The organism is Caulobacter sp. Root343, from assembly GCF_001425745.1.
GTDB lineage: Bacteria > Pseudomonadota > Alphaproteobacteria > Caulobacterales > Caulobacteraceae > Caulobacter.
The window spans coordinates 104,015-126,323 of the sequence record NZ_LMDF01000006.1 but is presented as its reverse complement, the minus strand read 5'-3'; the positions used below and the strand labels follow the sequence as shown (position 1 = coordinate 126,323).

The following is a 22,309-nucleotide window of genomic DNA, read 5'->3' as shown; positions in this document are numbered from 1 at the left end:
GCCACAAGGGCGAGGAAGGCGGGAAATTTGTTGGTGGTATGGGTTTTCGCCTCTACGGCGTCAGCCCCGCGGCGCTGTACGCCGCCAGCATCTGGTCGAACACCGCGATGTCGCCGCGTCCCCGCGCCACCAGCTGGGCGCCCTCGATGGCGGCGAAGACGGCCAGGGCGCGCGCACGCAGAGCCGTCTCGTCCAGCTCGGGATGGCGGGGCGCCAGCAGCCGGCTCAGCCAGTCGACATTGGCGGCGCTGAACGCGTCGACCGCCACCCGGACCTCGGGCGGCAGGTCCGCGTATTCGGCGGCCATGATCCCGTACAGGCACATGCGGTTGTCGTCGCGCAGGGCGGCGCGGAACACGTCGGCATAGGCGTGGAAGGTGGTCTCGACGTCGTCGCCGCGCGTCAGCAGGTGCTCGAAATAGCCGACCGCGTCCTCGGTGTAGCGCCGGGCCAGGGCCGCGCCCAGATCGCCCTTGGTCGGGAAATAGTAGTGGATGCTGGCGCTCTTGATGCCGACGTCCTTGGCCACCTCGCGGAAGCTGAGGGCGTTGTAGCCCTTGGCCTGAACCATGGCCCGAGCGGTGTCCATGATCGTCTGCCGCGTATCGTGCGTGTTCATCGGCGCTCCTGACTACCTACCAGTAGATAGACATTGACTCCGCCCGGCGAAAGCCCTTACGTCGGCCCACTACCTATCTACTGGTAGATAGATTGATGGAGCAGACCATGAAGATCCACGACGTCCCCGGCTTTCCGAACCCGCTGCGCGTACGCATCGCCCTGGCCGAGAAGGGCCTGACCGACCAGGTCCAGTTCGTGAACGTCGACCTGCCCGGCGCCGAGCACAAGGACCCGGCCTTCCTGGCCAAGAACCCGACCGGCACGGTGCCGGTGCTGGAGCTGGAGGACGGCCTGTTCATCTCCGAGTGCACGGCCATCACCGAATATGTCGACAACCTCGACGGAAATCCGGTGCTGACGGGCAAGACGCCGCGCGAGAAGGCGGTGATCCACATGATGCAGAAGCGGGCCGAGTCCGAGCTGATCGACCCGATCGGCGACTACTTCCATCACGCTACCCCCGGCCTGGGTCCGCAGCTGCAAGCCCACAAGTCGCCCGACTGGGCCGGCCGCGAGGACTTCGGCCGTCGCCGGCGGGTGAAGGCCGAGGCCGGCATGCGCTATTTCGACGGCGTGCTGCGCGACCAGCCCTATGTGGCCGGCGACCAGTTCTCGATGGCCGACATCACCGTGCTGGAGGGCCTGGTCTTCGCTGGCTACGCCGAGATCCCCGTGCCGGGCGACTGCACGGCGCTGGCGGCCTGGCGTGGGCGCGTGGAGCAGCGGCCAAGCGTTCAGGCGGCCTGATCAAATCTAATCTGTCATCCCGGCCAAGCGCGAAGCGCGCCGAGCCGGGACCGCAACAAGCGCCGAGTTCGTGGCGGTCCCGGCTCTCCGCTTCGCTACGGCCGGGATGACAGGCTATTCGAAGTAGGCCACCCCTTGCCTATTATACGATCGTACAGCAACACTCTCCCCACACGCTGGGGAGAGCGACCATGGCCACCACCCAAACCCGCGACGCGGTGATCATCGGCGGGGGGCACAACGGACTGGTCTGCGCCTTCTACCTGGCCAAGGCCGGGCTGAAGGTCACGGTCTGCGAGGCGCGCGGCGTGGTCGGCGGAGCGGCGGTGACCGAGGAGTTCCATCCCGGCTTCCGCAACTCCGTGGCCAGCTACACGGTCAGCCTGCTCAATCCCAAGGTCATCGCCGACATGGGGCTGCGCGATTACGGCCTGACCTTCCTGGAGCGGCCGATCTCCAACTTCCTGCCGCTGTCGGACGACAAGTACATCAAGCTGGGCGGCGGCCTGGAGCGCACCCAGGAGGCGTTCCGCAAGTTCAGCCGCCGCGACGCCGAGGTGCTGCCGGCCTATTACGCCATGCTGGACGAGATCGGCGACGTGCTGCGCGACCTGGCGCAGGAGACGCCGCCCAACCTGGGCGACGGCCTGCCCGGCCTGCTGCGGGCCCTGCGCCAGGGCGGGCGGCTGGCCATGCTGTCGCGCGAGCGCAAGCGCGACCTGCTGGACCTGTTCACCAAGAGCGCCCGCGACGTGCTGGACGGCTGGTTCGAGAGCGACCCGGTCAAGGCCGCGTTCGGCTTCGACGCCGTGGTCGGCAACTTCGCCAGCCCCGACACGCCCGGCTCGGCCTACGTGCTGCTGCACCACACCTTCGGCGAGGTGAACGGCAAGAAGGGCGCCTGGGGCCACGCGGTGGGCGGCATGGGCTCGATCACCCAGGCCATGGCCAAGGCCTGCGAGGCGGCGGGGGTCGAGATCCTGCTGAACGCGCCGGTCGAGGGCGTCCACGTCGAAAACGCCCCTGGGGGCGCCAAGGCTGTGGGCGTGCAGCTGGTCGACGGCCGCCAGGTCATGGCCCCGATCGTCAGCGCCAACGTCAATCCCGCCCTGCTCTATCGCAAACTGGTGCCGCCCTCGGCCCTGACCGCCGACTTCCGCAAGCGGGTCGACGGCTACAAGAACGGCTCGGGCACCTTCCGGATGAACGTCGCCCTGTCCGAGCTGCCGGACTTCACCTGCCTGCCCGGCAAGGCGCTGGCCGAGCACCACCAGAGCGGCGTCGTGATCGCCCCCAGCCTGGACTACATGGACGCGGCCTATCGCGACGCCAAGGCGGGCGGCATCAGCACCGCGCCGATCGTCGAGATCCTGATCCCCTCGACCATCGACACCTCCCTCGCCCCGCCCGGGCAGCACGTGGCCAGCCTGTTCTGCCAGCAGTTCGCGCCCACCCTGCCGAACGGCGCTTCTTGGGACGACGCGCGCGAGGCGGCCGCCGACCTGATCATCGCCACGGTCGACCGGTGGGCCCCCAATTTCAAGGCCTCGGTGCTGGGCCGGATGATCCTGTCGCCACTGGACCTGGAGCGGAAGTTCGGCCTGATCGGCGGCGACATCATGCATGGCCACATGTCGCTGGATCAGCTGTGGGCCGCCCGGCCGTTCCTCGGCAACGCCAGTCACCGCGCGCCGATCAAGGGCCTGTACATGTGCGGCGCGGGCACGCACCCCGGCGGCGGGGTCTCGGGCAATCCGGGCCGCAACGCCGCGCGCGAGATCCTGCGGGACAAGGACTTCGCGACGGCGGTGAAGCTGTCGGTGGTGGGGCGGTGATCATGCTCGGCACTTGCCCCCACCTGGCCGCTACGCGGCCGTCCGCCCCCAGAGGGGGCGGAAGGGCGCCCTTCTTCCCCCTTCGGGGGAGGAGCGCCGCAGGCGCGGAGGGGGCAAGTCAGTGACCATGATCTCCAACGAAGACCCCCAAGCCGACTGGGGCCTGCCCGGCTGGATCTACGGCTCCGAGCGCTTCTTCCGCGAGGAACGGGACAAGATCTTCCGGCCCTCGTGGCAGATCGTCTGCCATCTGAACGACATCCCCAAGCCCGGCGACTTCCACACCTTCGACTTCGTCGGCGAGAGCCTGGTGGTGGTGCGCGGCAAGGACGGCGGGGCGCGGGCCTTCGCCAATGTCTGCCGCCATCGCGGCGCGCGGCTGCTGGACGGACCCGTGGGCCACTGCGGCCGGATCGTCTGCCCCTACCATGCCTGGACCTACGACCTGGACGGCCGGCTGATCGGCGTGCCGATGCGCGACGACTACCCGGCCCTTCAGATGCACGAGCAGGGCCTGGCCAAGGTCGAGACCGAACTCTGGCGCGGCTTCGTCTTCGTGCGGATCGAGGGCGAAGGCCCGTCAGTCGCGACCATGATGGCCCCCTATGAGGACGAGGTCGCCCACTACCGCTTCGAGGACCTGCAGCCGTTCGGCCGCGTCGCCCTGCGGCCGCGCGAGGTCAACTGGAAGAACATCAGCGACAACTATTCGGACGGCCTGCACATCCCGATCGCCCATCCGGGCCTGACCCGGCTGTTTGGCAAGGGCTATGGCGTCGAGGCCAAGACCTTCGTCGACAAGATGTGGGGCCATCTGATCGACGAGCCGTCGATGAGCCCCTCCGAGCGCCTGTACCAGGATCTGCTGCCCGACGTCCCGCACCTGCCGGACGATCGCAAGCGGCTGTGGACCTATTTCAAGCTGTGGCCGAACTTCGCCTTCGACATCTATCCGGACCAGGTGGACTTCATGCAGTTCATCCCGGTCTCGGCGACCAGGACCATGATCCGCGAGATCGCCTACGCCCTGCCCGACGACCGGCGCGAGATGAAGGCGGCGCGGTATCTGAACTGGCGCATCAACCGCCAGGTCAACGCCGAGGACACCGAGCTGGTCGCCCGCGTCCAGCAGGGCATGGCCTCGCGAACCTTCACGGCCGGCCCGCTGGCGACCAGCGAGGTTTCGTTGAGGAGCTTCGGCCGCAAGATGCGGGCGCTGATCCCCGAGAGCCGGCTGGAGCGAGCGCCGGAGGGGTGGTGACTGGCTTTCCTCCGCGAACTCCCGGTGTCATCCCGGCCGCAGCGAAGCGGAGAGCCGGGACCCAGGGGCAACCGCACTGCGCCGGCCCCTGGGTCCCGGACAGCGCTACGCGCTTCCGGGATGACACGGTTTGTTTTGCTCGAAACTCGGCCCGATGACCCGCGCCGCCTTCACCCGCGAAGCCCCCGACGTTCGCCGCCAGACCCTGGTGGCCGCCGCCGAGACCGTGCTGGCCCGCGAGGGCGTGGCGGGGACCTCGGTGCGGGCCATCTGCGCCGAAGCCGGCGTCTCGCCGGGCCTCCTGCGCCACTATTTCGAGGGGGTCGACGAGCTGATCACCGCCGCCTACGAGGCCGTTGGCCAGCGGATCGACACGGCGCTGGATGCGGCGGTCGAGACCGTCGGCGCCGACCCGCGCGAGCGCCTGCTGGCCTATCTGACCGCCAGCTTCGCGCCGCCGGTGCTGGACCCGCGCTTGCTGGCCGCCTGGATCGGGTTCTGGAGCCTGGTCAAGACCAAACCACGCATCGCGGCGATCCACGCGGCGTCCTATGCCGCGTTTCGCGCCCGGCTCGAGACCTTGCTGGCCGCCGCCGGCGCGCGCGACACGCGCCTGGCCGCCATCGCCCTGACAGCGACCGTGGACGGACTATGGCTGGAACTGTGCCTGGATCCGGCGACCTTCGGCCCGGACGAGGCGACGCGGATCATCGCCCGCGCGCTGGAGGGCTGGCTGCCCTGACGTCTGATTGAGGAAACTCCGGTCTTCCCAGCGTAGCCTGGAAAGATGACGCGGGGGCGCGCTGTCGTTGCAGCGCCAATCCCACCACCCCAGCGCTTCAAACCGGCTTTCGCCGAGAAGACCGGACGCCCCCTAGGGGAGAGCGCGACGACCGCCGCGCTCGATTCGCAAAACTCTACGCCGCCGCCTGGTGAGCCGCACGATTGCGGCCCCAAGAAGGCGTTCTGACCTCGGGTTCGAACACATGGACCTGGCCCTTGCGACCTTGCTCGCGCATGTGGCGCGCGAGCAACTGCGCCAGGGCCTCGGCCTCGTGCTGCGAGGAATAGCAGCCGATCAGCTCGGCCGAGTCGTTCCAGGTCACATGCCACACGCCGGAGACCGGGCGGACGTAGTAGTGATTCTCGGTCATGGCGACCTCCTTGGACGTACTCAACGTGAGACTAACCACGCTGACATGACAGTTGTTTCGCTATCGCACAATCAAATTGCGCTGCGATGCACAATGCATGAGCCGGGCCAAGTTTGGATGTGCGGTTCTTCACCTGATCAGATCCTGTCGGCGCGGGCGATCTTCCTCACCAGCAGATAGACAGGCGCGCCGGCGACCATCAGCACGACGCCCCAGAAGGTCACCGACCAGCCCGCGCCGTAGAAGGTCCAGATCGAATAGGCCGCGCCGATCGCGGCGACGACGCTGAGGGCCTTCGAGCGATCCATGCGGCCCTGGGCCTGCAGGCGCAGCACCGCCAGCGAGCAGAACAGATAGGCGAACAGGGTCGCGGCCGTGGCCAGCAGGGCCATGAAGGTGAAGGTGTCGGCCAGCGACTTGGCGTAGTTCATCAGCACCAGGACGGTCACCAGTCCGCTGGAGACCAGCTGGGCGCGGACCGGCGCGCCGTTGGCCGACAGCTTTCCGAACCAGGCGGGGAACACGCCCTCGCGGGCCATGGCGGCGGGCATCTCGCCCTGGATCAGCACCCAGCCGTTCAGGGCGCCCAGGGCGCTGATCGCGGCGAAGGCGGCCAGGACCAGGCTGAAGTCGCCGCGGGCGTGGAAGGCCACGAAGTCGACGAACGGCGCGTTCGAACCGGTCAGCACCGAGGCGGGCGTCAGCAGCAGCACGCCCGACGAGACCAGCAGGTAGATGAGGCCGGCGAAGGCGGTGCCGGCCAGGGTAGCGCGCGGGATGGTGCGAACCGGGTCGACGACCTTGTCGGCCGGGATGGTCGCGGTCTCCACGCCCAGCAGCGCCCACAAGGTCAGGGCCGCGGCGGCGGTGATCGCGCTTCCCGACAGGGCCGAGGTGTGGAACGGCATGACGGCCGCCGGGCCCTTGTGCAGCAGCACGCTGGCGGCCAGGCCGGCGACGGCGACCAACGGGACCAGCTTCAGGACGGTGGTCACCACCTGGGTCCAGCCGGCGGTGCGGGCGCCGGCGCAGTTGATGGCGGTGGCGATCCAGACGACCGCCACGGTCAGCAGGGCGGCCAGGCCCTGGGTCTTGGCCAGCGCGGGCGCGAAGACGCTGAAATAGCTGACCGCCGCGATGGCCAGGGCGGCGTTGGAGACCCAGACCGAGATCCAGTAGGCCCAGGCGACCATGAAGCCGGCCACGCGGCCGAACGCCTCCTCGGTATAGGCGAACGGCCCGCCGGCGCGCGGAAAGGCCTGGGCCAGGCGGGCGAACACATAGGCCAGGCACAGGGCCCCGCCGATGGTCAGCAGCCAGGCGATCACCGCGTTCCAGCCGTAGGGCGCCAGCGAGGCGGGCAGCATGAAGACGCCCGAGCCGATCATGTTGCCCACGACCAGCGCCGCGCACATCCATACGCCGAGGGGTCTGGAGCTGGAGGTTTTCAGCTTGGAACTCATATCAAAGTCCGACCTCCCCGGCGAAAGCCGGGGCCCAGATCGAACCCCGAAGGCGAGCAAGTCCGGACTCGGCGGAAAGGCGCATCAACGTCTGGCGCTCCGGATGAATCTGGACCCCGGCGTTCGCCGGGGAGGTCGGGGGAAAGGAAAAGAAAAAGGGCGGCCCGACCGGACCGCCCCTCTCTCTCGAACTCGAAACCTAGAAGTTCTTCCCGAGCCTGATCCCGAGCGTGCGGGGCTGGTTCGGGACGATGTAGTACTGGGTTCCGCAGACGCTCTCGGCGCATTCGGCGTAGCGGTTCAGGCTGGCCCGCTTGTCGAACACGTTCTTCATGTAGAGCGACAGCGACAGGCCATCCTTGCTCATCCCGGTCGAGATGTCGGTGGTCTGGTAGCCCTTCTGCTTGCCGATGATCCCGCGCTCGACGATCCGCAGGTCGGTCCAGTTGCTGGTCTGGCCGACGACCGAACCCTGCACGTAGCTGTCCCAGTCGCCCCAGCTGAAGTCGTAGCGCGCCGTCAGGTTGGCCTTGAACTTCGGGGTGATGGGCAGGACGGTGCCGTCCGGCGCCTGCGGCGTCGCGCAGGTCGTGACCGGATTGCCCGCCGCGTCGGTGAAGCCGCAATAGTTGGCGGTCAGCTTGGCGTCGGTATAGGCGGCCGAGGCGTTGAACGTCAGGCCGTGGATCGGGACCCAGGTGACGTCGCTTTCGACGCCCTTGATGCGGGCCTCGTTGGCGTTCTTGATCTCGGTCAGGCCGTTGGCGCCCAGGATCGAGAACTGGAAGCCCGACCAGTCCTCCATGAACACCGCGCCGTTCCAGCGGAAGCTGTTGTCGAGCCAGGTGGTCTTCCAGCCGGCCTCGTAGTTCTTCAGATAGTCGGCGTGGTAGGGCGGCAGGGTGCTGCGGCGGTTGATGCCGCCGGGCCGGAAGCCCTTGGAGTAGGTGGCGTAGATCAGCTTGTCGCCGTCGATCTTGTAGGTCAGCGTCACCTTCGGCGAGTTGCCCTTGTCGGTCACGCCCTTGTCGAGGTTGGTGCAGGGCGAGCCCGCCACCACCGGTCCCTTGAAACAGGCCTTCTCGCCGGTCGAGCCGTAGCCCGCGCCATAGCCGTAGAAGCCGACCAGGGTGTTGTGGGCCTTGAAGAAGCGGATGCCGGCGGTCAGCATCAGCTTGTCGGTGATGTCGAACTCGGCCTGGCCGAACACGGCCTTGTCGCGGTCGACGCGGTTCTGCTTGGTCAGCCAGACCGTGCCCGTATAGCCGGGCACCGACAGGTCGCTGCCCAGGCCGTCGATCTTGTAGTTCTGGAAGATGCCGTGCTTCTGCTTCTGGTAGAAGCCGCCGACCACGAACCGGAACCGCTGGTCCTGCGGCGAGGCGATGCGGATCTCGTGGCTTTCCTTGCGGTAGCGGTCCTTGCCCTGGATGTACTGCGAGGGATTGACCAGGTTGCCGGCGTTGTCGGTCCAGTAGAAGCCGTAGCCGACCTGATCGTAGAAGTACGAGTAGTCGGTGTAGTCCTGGTTGGTGACGTCGTTGCGCTTCAGGTACGAGCCCGAATAGGTGACGTCGAGATTGGCCACCTGGCCCTCGATGGTCATCGCCGCCTGGACCCACTTGTCCTTCGAGCTTTCCGGATAGAAGTGGGTGACCTTCAGGTCGCCGACCTTGGGGTCGAAGGCGAACAGGCCGCCGGACTTCTGCACCTGACCCATGACCGTGGGCGTGATCACCCAGTTGTCGTCCAGCTCGATCCGCAGGGCCGCGCGGCCGCCTTGCGTGTAGACGGTGTTGTAGTCGTCGCGGACCCGGGCCTTGTTGTAGATCGTGTAGTCGTTGGTCGGGTCGGTGTCGCCGCGGTTATAGGTGCGCGAGCCCGCCACGTTGTCGATATAGCCGGCATCGCGCACGTCCCAGCCGACCATGCGGACGGCGATCTTGTCGGACAGCGGGATGTTGACGAAGCCTTCCAGCGTGTGGCCGGTCCCGCCGTGGTCGACCTGGTTCAGCTCCAGGTCGACGCCGGCCGCGTAGCCGGCGGTCGAGGGCTTGTTGGTGATGATCCGCAACGTGCCGGCCTGGGAGCTGGCGCCGTACAGCGTGCCTTGCGGACCGGCCAGAGCCTCGACCCGAGCGACGTCGTAGACGTGGATGTCCAGCGCGCCCTGGATGGTGGTGACCGGCTGTTCGTCCAGATAGACGCCGACGCTGGGCAGCGAACCGGAGTGGTTGCCGTCGCCGCCGCTGGCCACGCCGCGCATATAGACCTGGCCAAAACCCGGGCCCGAGGTCGTGAACGAGACGCTGGGCAGGTATTTCACATAGTCGACGAACGCGCTGACCTGCAGCTGTTCCAGCTTCTCGCCGCCCAGCGCCTGGATGCTGACCGGCACGTCCTGCAGATTTTCACTGCGCTTCTGGGCCGTGACCACCACCTCTTCGAGGGCGGTGTTCTGGTTCGCCTGCGCTTGGGCGTAGGCGACGCTGGTGAACATGGTGGAAGCCAACAGGGCGGCGGAGCAGACGCCGGCCTTCTTCAGTCGAACTGATCCCGACGACATACAGTCGCTCCCCTTACCGTTCTGATGGAACGATGTTCGGCCTGCGCCTAACGTCCCGGCAAGGTTGAATTTTCGGTTTGCCGCCAATTCCTGTGAGTGTTGCAGAAATGGCAAGGTCCGGAGCAGTTGGTCAAATAACGGGCGCGTCCGGATAAGCGTCCAACACAGGACCCAATGCCTGCTTGAGCGGGTCTAGATGTGATTCGAATTTCTGCCAGTGCTCGACCGCGTCCTTGAAGATCGGGCGGCGGACTTGTTCGGAACTGGCGGTGCGCACGGCGCGGTCGTTCTCGTGCGGCGACAGGCAGGCCGGCTCGAACGGCAGGCCGCAGTGGTCCAGCAGGGCCCGGATCTCGCGTTCCGGATCGGCGATCATCGCCTCGTAGATCACCCGGTGCACCCGGCCCGGCAGCACCGTGTCGAAATGGGCCATCAGCGCGACGTAGTCGGCATAGTAGCGGCCGATGTCGGTCAGGTCGTAGCTGAACCCCTGCCCGCGGGCGAAGTGCTGCTTGAAGCCCGAAAAGCAGCAGCCCAGCGGATGGCGGCGAGCGTCGATGATCTTGGCGTTGGGCAGGATCAGGTGGATCAGGCCGGCGTGGGCGAAGTTGTTGGGCATCTTGTCGATGAAGAACGGCTTGCCCGATTTCCGCTGGATGCGCGTGCGCTCCAGGAACTCCTCGCCCAGGGCCTTCACGTCCTCAGCGGACAGCTCGGCCAGCGATTCCGGATAGGTCGACTCGGCGCGGGTGGCGGTCTTGCCACCCAGGCGCCGGGCCATGACGATCAGGTCGGGCAGCTCCATGGTGCCCTCGACCATCGAGTGGCTGGCCAGGATCTGCTCGACCAGGGTCGAGCCCGAGCGCGGCAGGCCGACGATGAAAATCGGGTCCGGAGCCGGGCAGCCCTGCCCCGCCCGCGCGGCCAGCAGGGCCGGCGTGAACACCGCCTTGGTGCGGGCGGTGTCGGAGGCGTTCTCTTCCGGATCGTAGTCCAGCTGCTTCCGGCGGATCGCCGCGCCCGCCGCATAGTGCTCGAACGCCGCGTCCCAGAGCTCGGCGTCCTCATGCGCCTTGCCCAGGGCGTAGCGCAGATGCAGGCGGTCGTCGTCGGACAGGTCCGGAGCGTCCAGCGCGGTGGTCATGGCGGCGAGGTCCGCGTCGGTGAACCTGACGGTCTTGAGGTTGGCCAGGCTCCACCAGACCTCGCCCAGGGTCGGCGCGAGGTCGAGGGCCTTGCGATAGGCCGCGACGCTGTCGGCCTGACGGCCCACCGTCTTCAGCGCGTGGCCATAGCTCATCCAGCCCTTCGGCTGGTTGGGATAGTCGGCCAGCACCCGGTCGTAGACGGCGATCGCCCGGTCGTACTCGCCCAGCCGCGCCAGGATGGCGGCGTAGAGATTGGCGTAGCCGGGATGCCGCGCGTCCTTGGCGGTGAGTTTTTCGATCTCCGCCAACGCCTCGAGGTTCTTGTTCTGGCGATACAGCATGGTCGCCAGGTTGTGGCGGGCGGCGGCGAAGTTGGGGGCCAGTTCGAGGCAGCGGGTCAGCAGGTTCTCCGCGTCGGCGTAGCGGCCCAAGCGCGCGCCGGTCTCGGCCAGCATGCGGATGGCGGCGACGTCGCCGGCGTCGGCCTTGAGCCGCTCGCGCAGCAGCCGCTCGGCCTCGCCCAGCCGGTTGTCGGACAGCGCGGTCGCCGCCTCGACCAGCAGCGGGTCGCGGGTCGAGGCGCGCAGTTGCCGGGCCAGGGCCTTCTCGGCCCCGGCCTCATCCCCCAGCAGCGCCAGGTTTTCGGACAGGCCGCGCCAGGCTTCCGACAGGCGGGGCTCAAGAGCGCTGGCCCGGTCGAAGGCCTGGACCGCCTCGGCGGTGCGACCCAGCTGCTCGAGCGACAGGGCCAGCTCCAGCTGGGCCAGCGGTAGGTTCGGCAGGGCCTGGGCCAGGGGCGCGACCGTGTCTAGCGCGGCTTGCGGATCGCCCGAAAGGCGCAGCGCCGCGGCCAGCACGCGGGTGGTGTCGGCGTGGCGCGGGACCAGCTTCAGGATCTCGCGCGCCTGCTCGGCGGCCAGGCGCGGATCGGTCTCCAGCAGCCGCTCGGCGTGTTCGAGCGCCGCGGCGAGGCTGACGGCGGGCGGAGCGGTGGTGGAGTCCATGCGGCGAGGAGAGCGGGGGGAAGTAGGGGTGTCAATGAGGTCCGTCTCTCCTCCCCATTAGGGGGAGGTGGATCGGCGCGAATACGCGCCGAGACGGAGGGGGTCGCGAAGCGTGGAGCGGTTGAAATGCCCAGGGCCCCTCCACCGGCGTTCGCCGGTCCCCCTCCCCCAGAGGGGGAGGAGAGTTCGAACTACTTCCCCGTCACCGCTTTGTCGGCCGCCTCGTTCTTCTTCGCCCCCTCGCCTTTCGTCCGGTCGATCGCGCCGGTCTCGAACCGCTTCTTCAGCTCGGCCAGCGTATAGGCGTTGCCCCACTCGAAGTGGCCGAACACGGTCCTAGCCTCGAGGCTGTCGCCATAGCCGGTGTTGGTCAGGCGCACGCGGGTCTGGCCGCCATCGATGGGCGTGAACTCGATCACCGTCACCGTCTTCTGGAACTCGCCCTTGCCGGCGAACCCCTCGGGAGCCTGGATGTTGCGGATCACCAGCAGGTGGTCGGGGATGAAGGTGACGATCTGGTTCTTGATGTTGTTCGCATCGCCGATCTTGGCTTTCGGGTCGTAGCTCGACTCGATCGACCCGCCGGTGCGCAGGTCGACCTGGGCCACCGCCACCGCCCAGCTTTTGAAGCCGTCCGAGGTGGCGAAGGCGTCGAACACCGCGTGCGGCGAAGCGGGGATGTCCATCGACAGCTGCAGCGCCTTCTGGCCGGCGGCGTCGACATAGCTGGTGTTGGCGACGCCGGGAAAATCCTTCCAGCTGCGCGTCTGCTGCGCCTGGACGGTTCCGGCGAAGGCCAGCAGCGCGGCGGCTGCGATCAGAGTCGATTTCAACATTTTCATCCCCTCCCCAGGATCCTTGAATGACCATTCAAGCCAAACACGGCTTGATTGATCGTTCAAGCGAAAAGTTGACTGATCATTCAAGCGTGGTACGCAGGCGGCATGGCCCCCTCGAACCCGCTCGACACCCGGCGACGCATCCTGCTGACGGCGATGGAGCTGTTCGCCGCCAAGGGCTACGGCTCGACCTCGGTGTCGGACATCCTCTCGCGCTCGCAGGCCAACAGCGGCAGCCTCTACCACTTCTTCCCCGGCAAGCAGGACGTGCTGGTCGGGGTGCTGGAGATGTACCGCGACGGCATCCGGGAGATGCTGCTGGACCCGGCCTGGCGCGGGGTCGAGGACCCGGTCGAGCGGATCTTCGCCCTGCTCGACGCCTATCGCCGGGCGCTGCTGGAGAGCGAGTGCCTGTACGGCTGTCCGATCGGCTCTCTGGCCCTGGAGCTGCACGAGCCCGACCCGCCGGTGCGCGAGTTGCTGGCGGAGAATTTTCGAAGATGGACCACCGCCATCGAGGGCTGCCTGAAGGACGCCGACTTGCCGCCAGGAACCGACCTGCGCGGCCTGTCGGAGTTCATCCTGACGACGATGGAGGGCGCGGTCATGCAGGCCCGCACCCACCGCGACATCGGTTTCTTCGACCGCAGCATCGCCCAGCTGCGGCGGCACATGGCGCTGCTGACGGCGAAGCAGCTGGCCTAGAGCCTGTCCCGCAGCGCGTACCAGCTGAGACCGGCTACGGTCAGGGGCCACCGCAGCAGCCGTCCGCCCGGGAACGGCGGCGTCGGGACGCGAGCCAGCAGCTCGACTCCAGCGGTCTTCCCCAGCGCCGCCTCGGCCAACAACCGACCGACATAGGGCGCCAGCATCACGCCCTGTCCCGAATAGCCCGAGGCTGCCCGCACGCCCGGCGCGACCTCGCCGACGAACGGCATGCGGCTCATGGTGATGCCCAGGGTCCCGCCCCAGGCGTGGGTGATCGCGACGTCGGCCAGTTGAGGATAGACCTTCAGCAGGTTCTTCCGCACCAGCCCGGCGATGTCACGCGGGAAGCCGGGCCGGTAGTTCTCGCCGCCGCCGAACAGCAGCCGGCCGTCGGCGGTCTTGCGGAAATAGTTGACGACGAAACGGCTGTCCGACACCGCCGCGTTCGAGCGGATGATCGTGTCGGCGAGAGCGCCCAGCGGCTCGGTGACGGCGATGAAGTTGTTGATCGGCATGACACGCGCGCGGGCCGCGCCGGCCATGGCGTTCAAGGACCCGTCACCGGTCAGGATCAACTGTTCGCAGGTGACACGGCCCGACACGGTCTCGACGACGATCTTGCCGCCCTCGCGCCGCCAGGCCTCGGCGCGGGTCCGCTCGTGGATCACCGCGCCCGCCGCCGTCGCCTGGCGGGCCATGCCTAGCGCCAGGTTCAGCGGATGGACATGGCCGCCGCCGCGATCGACCAGGCCACCGTGATAGGCGTCCGTCCCCAGCTCGACGGCGAGGTCGGCCGCGTCGACCAGCGCGAGCTGGTCATAACCATAACGCTCGGCCATCAGCGCGACATGGGCCGCGTCCTCGGCCTCGCCGCCGCGCTTGTGGCGGGCGTGGATCATGCCCGGCCGCCAGTCGCAAGGGATGGTGTCGGTCAGGGTCTTGAAGTGGGCGCGGGCGTCCTCGGCCAGGCGCCACAGGGCCATCGCGTCATCGCGGCCGACCGCCTTCTCCAGCCAGGCCTGGTCGCGGCGCTGGCCGGTATGGACCTGACCGCCGTTGCGGCCGGTGGCGGCGGAGCCGACGCGGTCGGCCTCGAGCACGACGACCTTGGCTACAGGGGCCAGGGTCGACGCCGCGCCGAGGCCGGTGAAGCCGGCGCCGACGACGCAGACGTCGGCCTGGGTGTCGCCCTGGAGTGGCGGCAGGTCGGGGCGGTCATGGGCGGTGGCTTCGTACCAGTTCCCGCCCATCACTTGCCCCCACCTGACCGCTTCGCGGTCGTCCGCCCCCGGAGGGCGGAAGGTGCGCGCCAGCCTTCTTCCCCCTCCGGGGGAGGAGCGCCGAAGGCGCGGAGGGGGCCAGTGACCGTTAGACATTCAACAGCAGGAACTCCCGCTCCCACGGGCTGATCGTGCGCATGAAGGTCTCGTACTCGGCCTGTTTCACGCGGTCGTAGGCCTGGCAGAAGATCGGTCCCAAGATCTCGACCAGGGGCTCGCACTGCTCGAACAGCTTCAGCGATTCCGACAGGCTGCGCGGCAGCTGCACGCCCAGCACGCTGGCGTCGGTGTCGACCGGCGCGGTGGGCTTGAGATCCTGGACCATGCCCAGATACCCAGCCGCCAACGACGCGGCGATGGCCAGATAGGGATTGGCGTCCGACGAGGGGATGCGGTTCTCCAGCCGACGGTTGGCCGGATCCGACGGCGGCACCCGCAGGCCGCAGGTGCGGTTGTCGTAGCCCCACTGGGTGTTGACCGGCGCCCCCGAGTCCTTGGCGATCCGGCGGTAGCTATTCACGTACGGGGCCAGGATCGCCATGATCGCCGGCAGATAGGTCTGCTGCCCCGCGATGAAGCCGTGAAACAGCGCGGTCTCCTCGCCCTTCTTGTCCGAGAACAGGTTCTTGCCGTCCTTGTCGACGATCGACTGGTGGATGTGCATGGCGCTGCCGGGCTCGCTGGCCATCGGCTTGGCCATGAAGGTGGCGTAGATCTCGTGCTCCAGCGCCACCTCGCGGATGGTGCGCTTGAACATGAACACCTGGTCGGCCAGCTCCAGTGGATTGCCGTGGCGCAGATTGATCTCCATCTGGGCCACGCCGCTCTCGTGGATCAGGGTGTCGATCTCCAGGCCCTGGCGCTCGGAGTACTCGTACATGTCCTCGAACAACGCATCGAACTCGTTGACCGCGCTGATCGAATAGCCCTGCCGGCCGGTCTCGGGCCGGCCCGAGCGGCCGATGGGGGGCTTCAGCGGGTAGTCGGGGTCGGTGTTCTTGTCGACGAGATAGAACTCGATCTCCGGGGCCACGATCGGGACCCAGCCCTTCTCGGCGTATAGCGCCAGCACCCGTCGCAGCACCTGGCGCGGAGCCTCCTCGACCGGGCGGCCGTCGGGGTGGAAGGCGTCGTGGATCACCTGGGCCGTCGGGTCCTGGGCCCACGGCACGGCGGCCAGGGTGGCGAAGTCGGGGGTCAGGAAGATGTCGGTGTCCGACTGCACCGCGCTGACCGCGCCCTCGAACTCGGGGAAGTCGCCGGTGATGGTCTGGTAGAATACCGCCAGGGGCAGGTTCATCGACGGCGTGCCCAGAAACTTGCGCACCGGCATGATCTTGCCGCGCGCCACGCCGGCCAGATCGGGCACCACGCACTCGATCTCCTCAATGCTTTGGCGGGCGAACCAGGCCTGGGCCTCTTCCAGCGACGAAACCCCCCGATTGAGCGTGGTTTCGCGCTTGGCCTTGTTGTGCTTGGGCTTCATGCGACGCTCCAAAAGCTCGGTTTTTCTCGGTTTGTTCTCGAAAGGTTTCTGGTATCGTAAGGCATGGCCGAGCCCGAACCCGACATCTTCGATGAGGAAGACGAAGCTATCTTGGCAGCCGACGCCGAGGCTGACGCCGACTTAGAAGCCGGCAGGACCGTTCCGCATGAGCGCGTAGCGGAGTGGCTGAAATCTCTAGGAACGCCTGACCAGCTCCCCACCCCATATTCGTGGCGCAAGTAATCTGGACCAACCGTGCGGTGGCTGATGTCGAAGCCATCGTCGCTCATATCTCTGGTCAGTCGCGCCCCATAGCCGCCCAGCGCCTGGGCCAAAGGCTGTTCGCCACCGGCGCCAGTTTGGCGGAGCATCCCGAACGCGGCCGCATAAGCACTCAGGGACGTCGTGAGATCGTCGCCGTTCCACCCTACGTGCTGCGCTATCGGATTGTCGGAGACGTCGTTGTTATAGGCAGCGTCCGGCACAACGCCCGTCGCCCAATCTAACCTCATGACACCGCCTCCGGCTTCAACGCCCGCAACATCGGCTCGGCCGCGTCCAGGGACTGGCGGATGATGGCGACCAGCTTGTCGATCTCGGCGTGGGTGATGATCAGCGGCGGGCAGCAGACGATGCTGTCGCGGATGGCGCGGACCATCAGGCCGTTCTGGATGCACAGGTCGCGCACGATCGGCCCGGCCTCGCCCTCCTTGTCGAGGAAGCGATGGTTGGTTCCCTTCTCGCGGACGATCTCAACGGCGCCGATCAGGCCCAACGAGCGGGTCTCGCCGACCAGCGGATGGTCGTTCAGCGAGGCCAGCGCCTTGGCCAGGTAGGGACCGGTGTCGTCGCGGGTGCGCTCGACCAGGCCTTCGCGCTCCAGGATCTCGATGTTCTTCAGCGCCACGGCCGCGCAGGTCGGGTGGCCCGAGTACGTAAAGCCGTGGATGAAATCGCCGCCCTTCTCGCGCAGCTCGGCGACGATGTGGTCGGCGACCCCGACGGCCGAGATCGGCAGGTAGCCGGACGACAGGCCCTTGGCCATGGCGATCAGGTCGGGCTTGATCCCGTAGTGCTGGTGGCCGAACCATTGGCCCAGGCGCCCGAAGCCGCAGATCACCTCGTCACAGACGAGCAGGATGCCGTACTTGCGGCAGAGCGCTTCCACCGCCGGCCAATAGCCGTCCGGCGGGATGATCACTCCGCCCGCCCCCTGCACCGGCTCACCGATGAAGGCCGCGACGTTCTCCGGACCGACCTCGAGGATCTTGTCCTCGATCGCCTTGACCGCGCGGTCGCGGAAGGCGGCGGGATCCTCGCCGAAGCCGTCGCCGAACGGATAGGGCTGCATGACGTGCTCGACGCCCGGGATCGGCAGGTCGCCCTGCACATGCATGTGCTTCATGCCGCCCAGCGACACCCCGGCCACGGTCGAACCGTGATAGGCGTTCCAGCGGCTGATGAAGACCCTGCGGCTGGGCTCCCCCTTCAGCTTCCAGAAGTGGCGGACCAGGCGGAAGACCGTGTCGTTGGCCTCGGACCCCGACGAGTTGAAGAACACGTGGCTCAGATGGCCGCCCATCTTCTGGGCGATCTTGGCCGCCAGGGTCACGGTCGGCGGCGTCGCGGTCTTGAAGAAGGTGTTGTAGTACGGCAGCTCCAGCATCTGCTCGTAGGCGGCGTCGGCCAGCTCCTTGCGGCCGTAGCCGACATTGACGCACCACAGGCCGGCCATGCCGTCCAGGATCTGATGTCCCTCGCCGTCATGGATGTGGACGCCGTCGGCGCGGGTGATGATCCGGCTGCCGCCCAGCTCGGCGATGACCTTGTGGTCGGCCTGGGCGGGCAGGTGGTGGGCCAGATCCAGGCGTCGGAGTTCGGCGATGTCGTGGTTGCGGATCGGGACGGTCATCGGTGGGCTCCTCGGTCTTTTCTTATGGTCGCGTCGCTCCCCCCACCGGATCGCTTCGCGATCGTCCGCCCCCAAAGGCGGGCGGAAGGATCCTTCTTCCCCCTCCGGGGGAGGAGCGCGAAGCGCGGAGGGGGCAAGTGGGTCAAGACAACAGCACCGCCGGCGAACACGCGTGCCAGCACAGCCACACCGTCTCGCCCAGCTTGAAGTCCTCCTGGTCCCAGCGGGTCAGGTTCGAGCGGTGGACCTTGATCCGCCGGCCGCCCCCAGTGGGGGTCAGAGTCTCGACCTCGTAGGTCGATTGGCCGCCCAGATAGGCCTCGTGCTTGATGACGCCCGCCACCGCGTTGGTGCCTTTCGGGCAGTCGCCGAGGTTGGGCGGCTCGTCGCCGGTCTTCTTGTGCAGCTCGATTTTCTCGGGCCGGATCGCCGCCCAGACCGCGCCGCCCCGCGCGCCGGTGACGCCGTGGTCCAGGAAGATGTCGACCGGCAGGTCCGGCGAGCGGATCACCGCGTGGCTGGGCTCGTCGACGGCCAGCACGCCCTCGAACAGGTTCACGCTGCCGATGAAGTCGGCCACGAAGCGGCTGTTGGGAAACTCGTAGAGGTCGCTGGGCGTGGCCACCTGCTGTAGCACGCCGCGGTTCATCACCGCGCAGCGGCTGGCCAAGGCGAGCGCCTCGTCCTGGTCGTGGGTGACCATGATGAAGGTGATGCCGACCTTCTCCTGCAGGGTGCACAGCTCGGTGCGCATCTGCTCGCGCAGCTTGGCGTCCAGGGCCGACAGCGGCTCGTCCAGCAGCAGGACGCGGGGACGCTTGACCAGCGCCCGCGCCAAGGCGACCCGCTGGCGCTGGCCGCCGGACAACTGGTCGGGCTTGCGATGGCCTAGGCCGCCCAGCTGCACCAGCTCCAGCGCCTCGTCGACCCGCCGGTCGCGCTCGACCTTGGCCACCTTGTCGACCACCAGCCCATAGGCGACGTTGTCGGCCACGGTCATGTGCGGGAACACGGCGTAAGACTGGAACACCATGTTCACCGGCCGCTTGTTCGGCGGCACGTTGGAGATGTCCTGGCCGTCGATCAGGATCCGGCCTTCGGTCGGGGTCTCGAAGCCGGCCAGCATCCGCAGCAAGGTGGTCTTGCCGCAGCCCGACGGCCCCAGCAGCGAGAAGAACTCGCCCTCGTTGATGGTCAGCGAGACGTTGTCGACCGCCACCATCTTGCCGAAGCGCTTGGTGATGTTCTCGAAGGTGATGATCGGTTTATCGGTCATTTCGGGTCCCCCACCCCATGACCGGCCGTCGCGGCCGGGTCACCCTGCAGTTTCAGCGCCGCCGCGGTCAGCAGCACGGTCAGCACGATCAGCACCGTCGAGGCCGCGTTGACCTCCGGCGTCACCGAGAAGCGGACCATCGAATAGACCTTGACCGGGAAGGTCACGGTGTCGGGCCCGGCGGTGAAGAAGGTGATGACGAAGTCGTCCAGGCTCAGCGTGAAGGCCAGCAGCGCCCCGGCCACCAGCGACGGGGCCATGTGCGGCAGGATCACGTCACGGATGGTGCGGAACTCGCCGGCCCCGAGGTCGCGGGCGGCCTCCTCCATCTCGCGGTTGAAGCTGGCCATGCGGGCCCGTACGACCACCGCCACGAACGGAAACGAGAACGAGACGTGGGCGATGATGATCGCCCCCAGGTTCAGCGGCCAGACCATCCCCTGCGGCCAGGGCATGACCTTGGCGAAGAACACCAGCATGGCCACGCCCATGCAGATCTCGGGCACCACGATCGGCAGGGCCAGCGCTCCGTCCAGGGCCGTCTTGCCCGGGAAGCGGAACCGCCACAGCACCAGGGCGGCGGAAGCGCCCAGCACCAGGCTGATCACCGTCGAGGCCGCCGCGATCGTCAGGCTGTTGCCGAACGCTTCCAGCAGGGCGGAGTCGTTGAACAGCTTGTCGTAATATTTGAGCGTGAAGCCCTTCCAGACGATGTTGCGCCGGCTGTCGTTGAAGCTGAACGCCATCAGGGCGATCAGCGGCGCGTAGAGGAAGATCCCGACCATCGCCAGCCAGGCCTGCATCGGCCAGCGGCGGAGATACTCGAGAGGACCGGGGGGAGATTTGCGGGTCATCCCTTCGCCTCCGGCGTCCGCTTGGCCAGCAGCGCCTGGATCGCGATGGCGATGAAGGTCAGGTACATCAGCACGAACGACATGGCCGCGCCGAAGGGCCAGTCGTTGGCGCGCTTGAACTGGCGCTCGATGATGTTGGCGATCATCTGGCTGTCGGGACCGCCCAGCAGGTCCGGCGTCAGATAGGCGCCCAGGGCCGGGATGAAGGTGATCAGGATCCCCGAGGCGATGCCCGGCAGGGCCAGGGGCACGACCACCTTGAACAGGGTGCGCATGTGCCCGGCCCCGAGGTCGAGGCTGGCCTCCAGCAGCGACTTGTCCAGCCGGTCCAGCGCCGAATACAGCGGCAGCACCATGAACGGCAGGTGGACGTAGACCAGGCCCAGGATCACCGCGAAATTGTTGTGCAGCAGCGCCAGCGGCTGGAAGTCGCCCAGCGGCTGCAGCCCGACCAAGGCCGCGAAACCGCTGCCCCCCTTCCACAGCCACGCCAGGCTCTGGTTGATGTAGCCCTCGGTTCGCAGCACCGCGATCAGGGCGTAGGTGCGGATCAGGAGGTTTGTCCAGAACGGCAGCATGATCAGCAGCAGCAGCCAGGTCTTGGCCTTGTCGGACGCGAAGGTGATGGCCAGGGCCACCGGGAAGCCCAGCACCAGGCACAGGCCCGTGGTCAGCCCGGCCACCCAGGCCGACTTCAGGAAGATCTTCAGGTACAGCGGCTCGATCGCCCGCGCGTAGTTGGCGAAGGTGCCGCTGATGGCGATCTCGGTCAGCCCGGCATTGTGGCCAAAGCTGTAGGCCCAGACGATCGCCATCGGCGCCAGGAAGAACAGCGCCAGCCACACCAGCGGCGGTCCCAGCGCCGCGGTGAAGACGGCTTTGGCCTGTTTCCAGGATTGCTCCATCGAGGTCCCCGTTCTTCCAAGATCCTCCCCCGCGTTGCGGGGGAGGTGGCCCAGAGGGCCGGAGGGGGCCAGCTCGGCCCAAGCCGCATTCGCCCCCTCAGTCGCTCCGCGACAGCTCCCCCGCATCGCGGGGGAGCATCACGTCAGGCCGCCCGCACCCGTGTGATGACTTCCTCGTACAGGCTGGCCTTCTGGGCGCCCTCGAAGGCGCCGTACTCGCACTTGGCCATCACGTCGGCGGGCGGGAAGATCACCGGGTTTTCACGATAGGTCTCCGGCATCAGCGCCTTGGCCGCCGCGTTGGGGGTCGGGTAGAGGATCGTCTTGGTGATCTCGGCCCCCGCCTGGGCGTCCAGCAGGTAGTTGATGAAAGCGTGGGCGTTGTTCGGCCGCGGCGCGCCCTTGGGGATGCACAGGGTGTCGGAGTTGATCAAGGACCCTTCCTTGGGCACCACGAAGTCCAGGTCCGGGTCGTCCTTCATCACCTGGGCGATGTCGCCGTTGTACTCCAGCACCAGATCGACCTCGCCCGAGACCAGCAGGTCCTGGCCGTTGTCGTCGTGGAACGCCTTCACGAACGGCTTCTGCTTGATCAGCATCTGCTCGATCTTGGGGATCATGTCGGCCGGGATGTCGTTGACCGAGTGGCCCAGATACTTGGCGCAGAGGCGCACCAGGTCGGCGCTTTCCGACAGCAGGGCGATGCGGTCCTTGTACTTGTCGCTGTCGAACAGCCACTTCCAGCTGTCGGGCACGCCGTCGACCTTGCTCTTGCGATAGCCGATGCCCAGCAGCAGCCAAGTGTAGGGCATCGAGTACTTCCGGCCCGGGTCGAAGTCCGGATTCAGGAAGGACGGGTCGATGTTCTTCATGTTCGGGATCTTGGCGTGGTCCAGCGGCTCGAGCATGCCGGCCTGGCTCATCCGGGTGACGAACTCGTTCGACGGCACGATGACGTCGAAGCCCGGATTGCCCGCCTTCAGCTTGGCGAACAGTTCGTCGTTGGTCGCGAACAGGCTCATGTTCACGTCGACGCCGGACGCCTTCTTGAAGTCGCCGAGCGTCGTCTCGCCGATATAGGTGTCCCAGTTGTAGAAGTTCAGCTTGGGCTCTTCCTGCCCCGGCGCCGTCTTGGGTTTCTGGCCGCAGGCGGTGAACGACAGGCCGATGGCCGCCGCGCCGAAGGCCGTGAGAAGCGAGCGCCGCGAGGCCCCGCCATTCCTGTATCCGCTCATCCGAAACTCCCTCTT

20 protein-coding genes and 2 pseudogenes are annotated in these 22,309 nt (G+C 67.5%); 9 read left to right on the top strand and 13 right to left on the bottom strand.

The genetic code is table 11. The features are described 5' to 3' along the window. Window positions 1–52: 52 nt before the first annotated feature. Entirely contained in the window at window positions 53–619 is a 567-nt protein-coding gene (locus tag ASC70_RS08300) for a TetR/AcrR family transcriptional regulator (protein ID WP_056048785.1), read from the bottom strand. A gap of 107 nt (window positions 620–726) precedes the next feature. Here ASC70_RS08300 and ASC70_RS08295 point away from each other — a divergent pair, with 107 nt between their 5' ends. From ASC70_RS08295 to ASC70_RS08280, 5 genes and pseudogenes are all read left to right on the top strand, one after another. Then, the gene (locus ASC70_RS08295) at window positions 727–1,368 is read left to right on the top strand and encodes a glutathione S-transferase (RefSeq protein WP_056048782.1); all 642 of its coding nucleotides are present in this window, start codon (window positions 727–729) and stop codon (window positions 1,366–1,368) included. Between the two features lie 191 nt (window positions 1,369–1,559). Further along, on the top strand, window positions 1,560–3,203 hold the full coding sequence (locus tag ASC70_RS08290; RefSeq protein WP_056048779.1) for an NAD(P)/FAD-dependent oxidoreductase: 1,644 nt from the start codon (window positions 1,560–1,562) through the stop codon (window positions 3,201–3,203). A 127-nt stretch (window positions 3,204–3,330) separates the two neighbouring features. After that, a complete protein-coding gene (locus tag ASC70_RS08285; protein WP_056048776.1) occupies window positions 3,331–4,464 on the top strand; it encodes an aromatic ring-hydroxylating dioxygenase subunit alpha in 1,134 nt (377 codons plus the stop codon). Window positions 4,465–4,483: 19 nt separating this feature from the next. Beyond that, window positions 4,484–4,622, top strand: a pseudogene (locus ASC70_RS24875) (hypothetical protein); the annotation flags it as partial. After that, the gene (locus ASC70_RS08280) at window positions 4,619–5,206 is read left to right on the top strand and encodes a TetR/AcrR family transcriptional regulator (protein WP_056048774.1); all 588 of its coding nucleotides are present in this window, start codon (window positions 4,619–4,621) and stop codon (window positions 5,204–5,206) included. The pseudogene ASC70_RS24875 and the gene ASC70_RS08280, both read left to right, overlap by 4 nt. 175 nt (window positions 5,207–5,381) lie before the next feature. Here the strand turns inward: ASC70_RS08280 and ASC70_RS08275 are convergent, their stop codons facing one another. From ASC70_RS08275 to ASC70_RS08260, 4 genes are all read right to left on the bottom strand, one after another. Beyond that, complete coding sequence (locus ASC70_RS08275) at window positions 5,382–5,618, bottom strand: hypothetical protein (RefSeq protein WP_047410096.1); 237 nt, start codon at window positions 5,616–5,618, stop codon at window positions 5,382–5,384. Between the two features lie 137 nt (window positions 5,619–5,755). Next, on the bottom strand, window positions 5,756–7,081 hold the full coding sequence (locus tag ASC70_RS08270) for an amino acid permease (RefSeq protein ID WP_056048771.1): 1,326 nt from the start codon (window positions 7,079–7,081) through the stop codon (window positions 5,756–5,758). 199 nt (window positions 7,082–7,280) lie between these two features. Beyond that, window positions 7,281–9,647: a TonB-dependent receptor gene (locus ASC70_RS08265; protein WP_056048767.1), complete on the bottom strand. Its 2,367-nt coding sequence runs from the start codon at window positions 9,645–9,647 to the stop codon at window positions 7,281–7,283. 130 nt (window positions 9,648–9,777) lie between these two features. Beyond that, window positions 9,778–11,799, bottom strand: coding sequence for a tetratricopeptide repeat-containing sulfotransferase family protein (locus tag ASC70_RS08260; RefSeq protein WP_056048764.1), 2,022 nt, complete (start codon window positions 11,797–11,799; stop codon window positions 9,778–9,780). 121 nt (window positions 11,800–11,920) lie between these two features. On the opposite strand from ASC70_RS08260, the pseudogene ASC70_RS25945 reads away from it, so the two are divergent. Continuing rightward, window positions 11,921–11,983: pseudogene (locus tag ASC70_RS25945) on the top strand (hypothetical protein); the annotation flags it as partial. Window positions 11,984–11,990: 7 nt separating this feature from the next. Here ASC70_RS25945 and ASC70_RS08255 read toward each other — a convergent pair. Continuing rightward, a complete protein-coding gene (locus tag ASC70_RS08255; protein WP_056048761.1) occupies window positions 11,991–12,635 on the bottom strand; it encodes an SRPBCC domain-containing protein in 645 nt (214 codons plus the stop codon). 108 nt (window positions 12,636–12,743) lie between these two features. On the opposite strand from ASC70_RS08255, the gene ASC70_RS08250 reads away from it, so the two are divergent. Beyond that, window positions 12,744–13,343 carry a TetR/AcrR family transcriptional regulator gene (locus ASC70_RS08250; RefSeq protein WP_056048758.1) on the top strand — a complete coding sequence of 200 codons (600 nt, stop codon included), beginning with the start codon at window positions 12,744–12,746 and terminating at the stop codon, window positions 13,341–13,343. On the opposite strand, the gene ASC70_RS08245 is transcribed toward ASC70_RS08250, so the two are convergent. Beyond that, window positions 13,340–14,596 carry an FAD-binding oxidoreductase gene (locus ASC70_RS08245; protein WP_056048757.1) on the bottom strand — a complete coding sequence of 419 codons (1,257 nt, stop codon included), beginning with the start codon at window positions 14,594–14,596 and terminating at the stop codon, window positions 13,340–13,342. The two genes, ASC70_RS08250 and ASC70_RS08245, sit on opposite strands and share 4 nt — an antisense overlap. A gap of 118 nt (window positions 14,597–14,714) precedes the next feature. Then, window positions 14,715–16,112, bottom strand: coding sequence for a glutamine synthetase family protein (locus tag ASC70_RS08240; protein ID WP_047410078.1), 1,398 nt, complete (start codon window positions 16,110–16,112; stop codon window positions 14,715–14,717). A 63-nt stretch (window positions 16,113–16,175) separates the two neighbouring features. Between ASC70_RS08240 and ASC70_RS08235 the strand changes: the two genes are divergently transcribed. Then, on the top strand, window positions 16,176–16,355 hold the full coding sequence (locus ASC70_RS08235; protein ID WP_047410075.1) for a hypothetical protein: 180 nt from the start codon (window positions 16,176–16,178) through the stop codon (window positions 16,353–16,355). After that, window positions 16,343–16,618, top strand: a complete 276-nt coding sequence (locus tag ASC70_RS24445) for a type II toxin-antitoxin system RelE/ParE family toxin (RefSeq protein WP_082539933.1) — start codon at window positions 16,343–16,345, stop codon at window positions 16,616–16,618. Before ASC70_RS08235 ends, ASC70_RS24445 begins: the two co-directional genes overlap by 13 nt. Before the next feature lie 2 nt (window positions 16,619–16,620). On the opposite strand, the gene ASC70_RS08230 is transcribed toward ASC70_RS24445, so the two are convergent. The 5 genes from ASC70_RS08230 to ASC70_RS08210 form a co-directional block, all read right to left on the bottom strand. Then, window positions 16,621–18,024 (bottom strand): aspartate aminotransferase family protein, encoded by a 1,404-nt coding sequence (locus ASC70_RS08230; protein WP_056048754.1) that lies wholly within the window; start codon window positions 18,022–18,024, stop codon window positions 16,621–16,623. A 142-nt stretch (window positions 18,025–18,166) separates the two neighbouring features. Continuing rightward, window positions 18,167–19,300 (bottom strand): ABC transporter ATP-binding protein, encoded by a 1,134-nt coding sequence (locus ASC70_RS08225; RefSeq protein WP_056048751.1) that lies wholly within the window; start codon window positions 19,298–19,300, stop codon window positions 18,167–18,169. Continuing rightward, window positions 19,297–20,154 carry an ABC transporter permease gene (locus tag ASC70_RS08220; RefSeq protein ID WP_056048749.1) on the bottom strand — a complete coding sequence of 286 codons (858 nt, stop codon included), beginning with the start codon at window positions 20,152–20,154 and terminating at the stop codon, window positions 19,297–19,299. The genes ASC70_RS08225 and ASC70_RS08220 overlap by 4 nt, the downstream gene beginning before the upstream one ends. After that, a complete protein-coding gene (locus tag ASC70_RS08215; protein WP_056048746.1) occupies window positions 20,151–21,059 on the bottom strand; it encodes an ABC transporter permease in 909 nt (302 codons plus the stop codon). Before ASC70_RS08215 ends, ASC70_RS08220 begins: the two co-directional genes overlap by 4 nt. Before the next feature lie 143 nt (window positions 21,060–21,202). Next, a complete protein-coding gene (locus ASC70_RS08210; RefSeq protein WP_056048743.1) occupies window positions 21,203–22,294 on the bottom strand; it encodes a PotD/PotF family extracellular solute-binding protein in 1,092 nt (363 codons plus the stop codon). Window positions 22,295–22,309 lie beyond the last annotated feature (15 nt).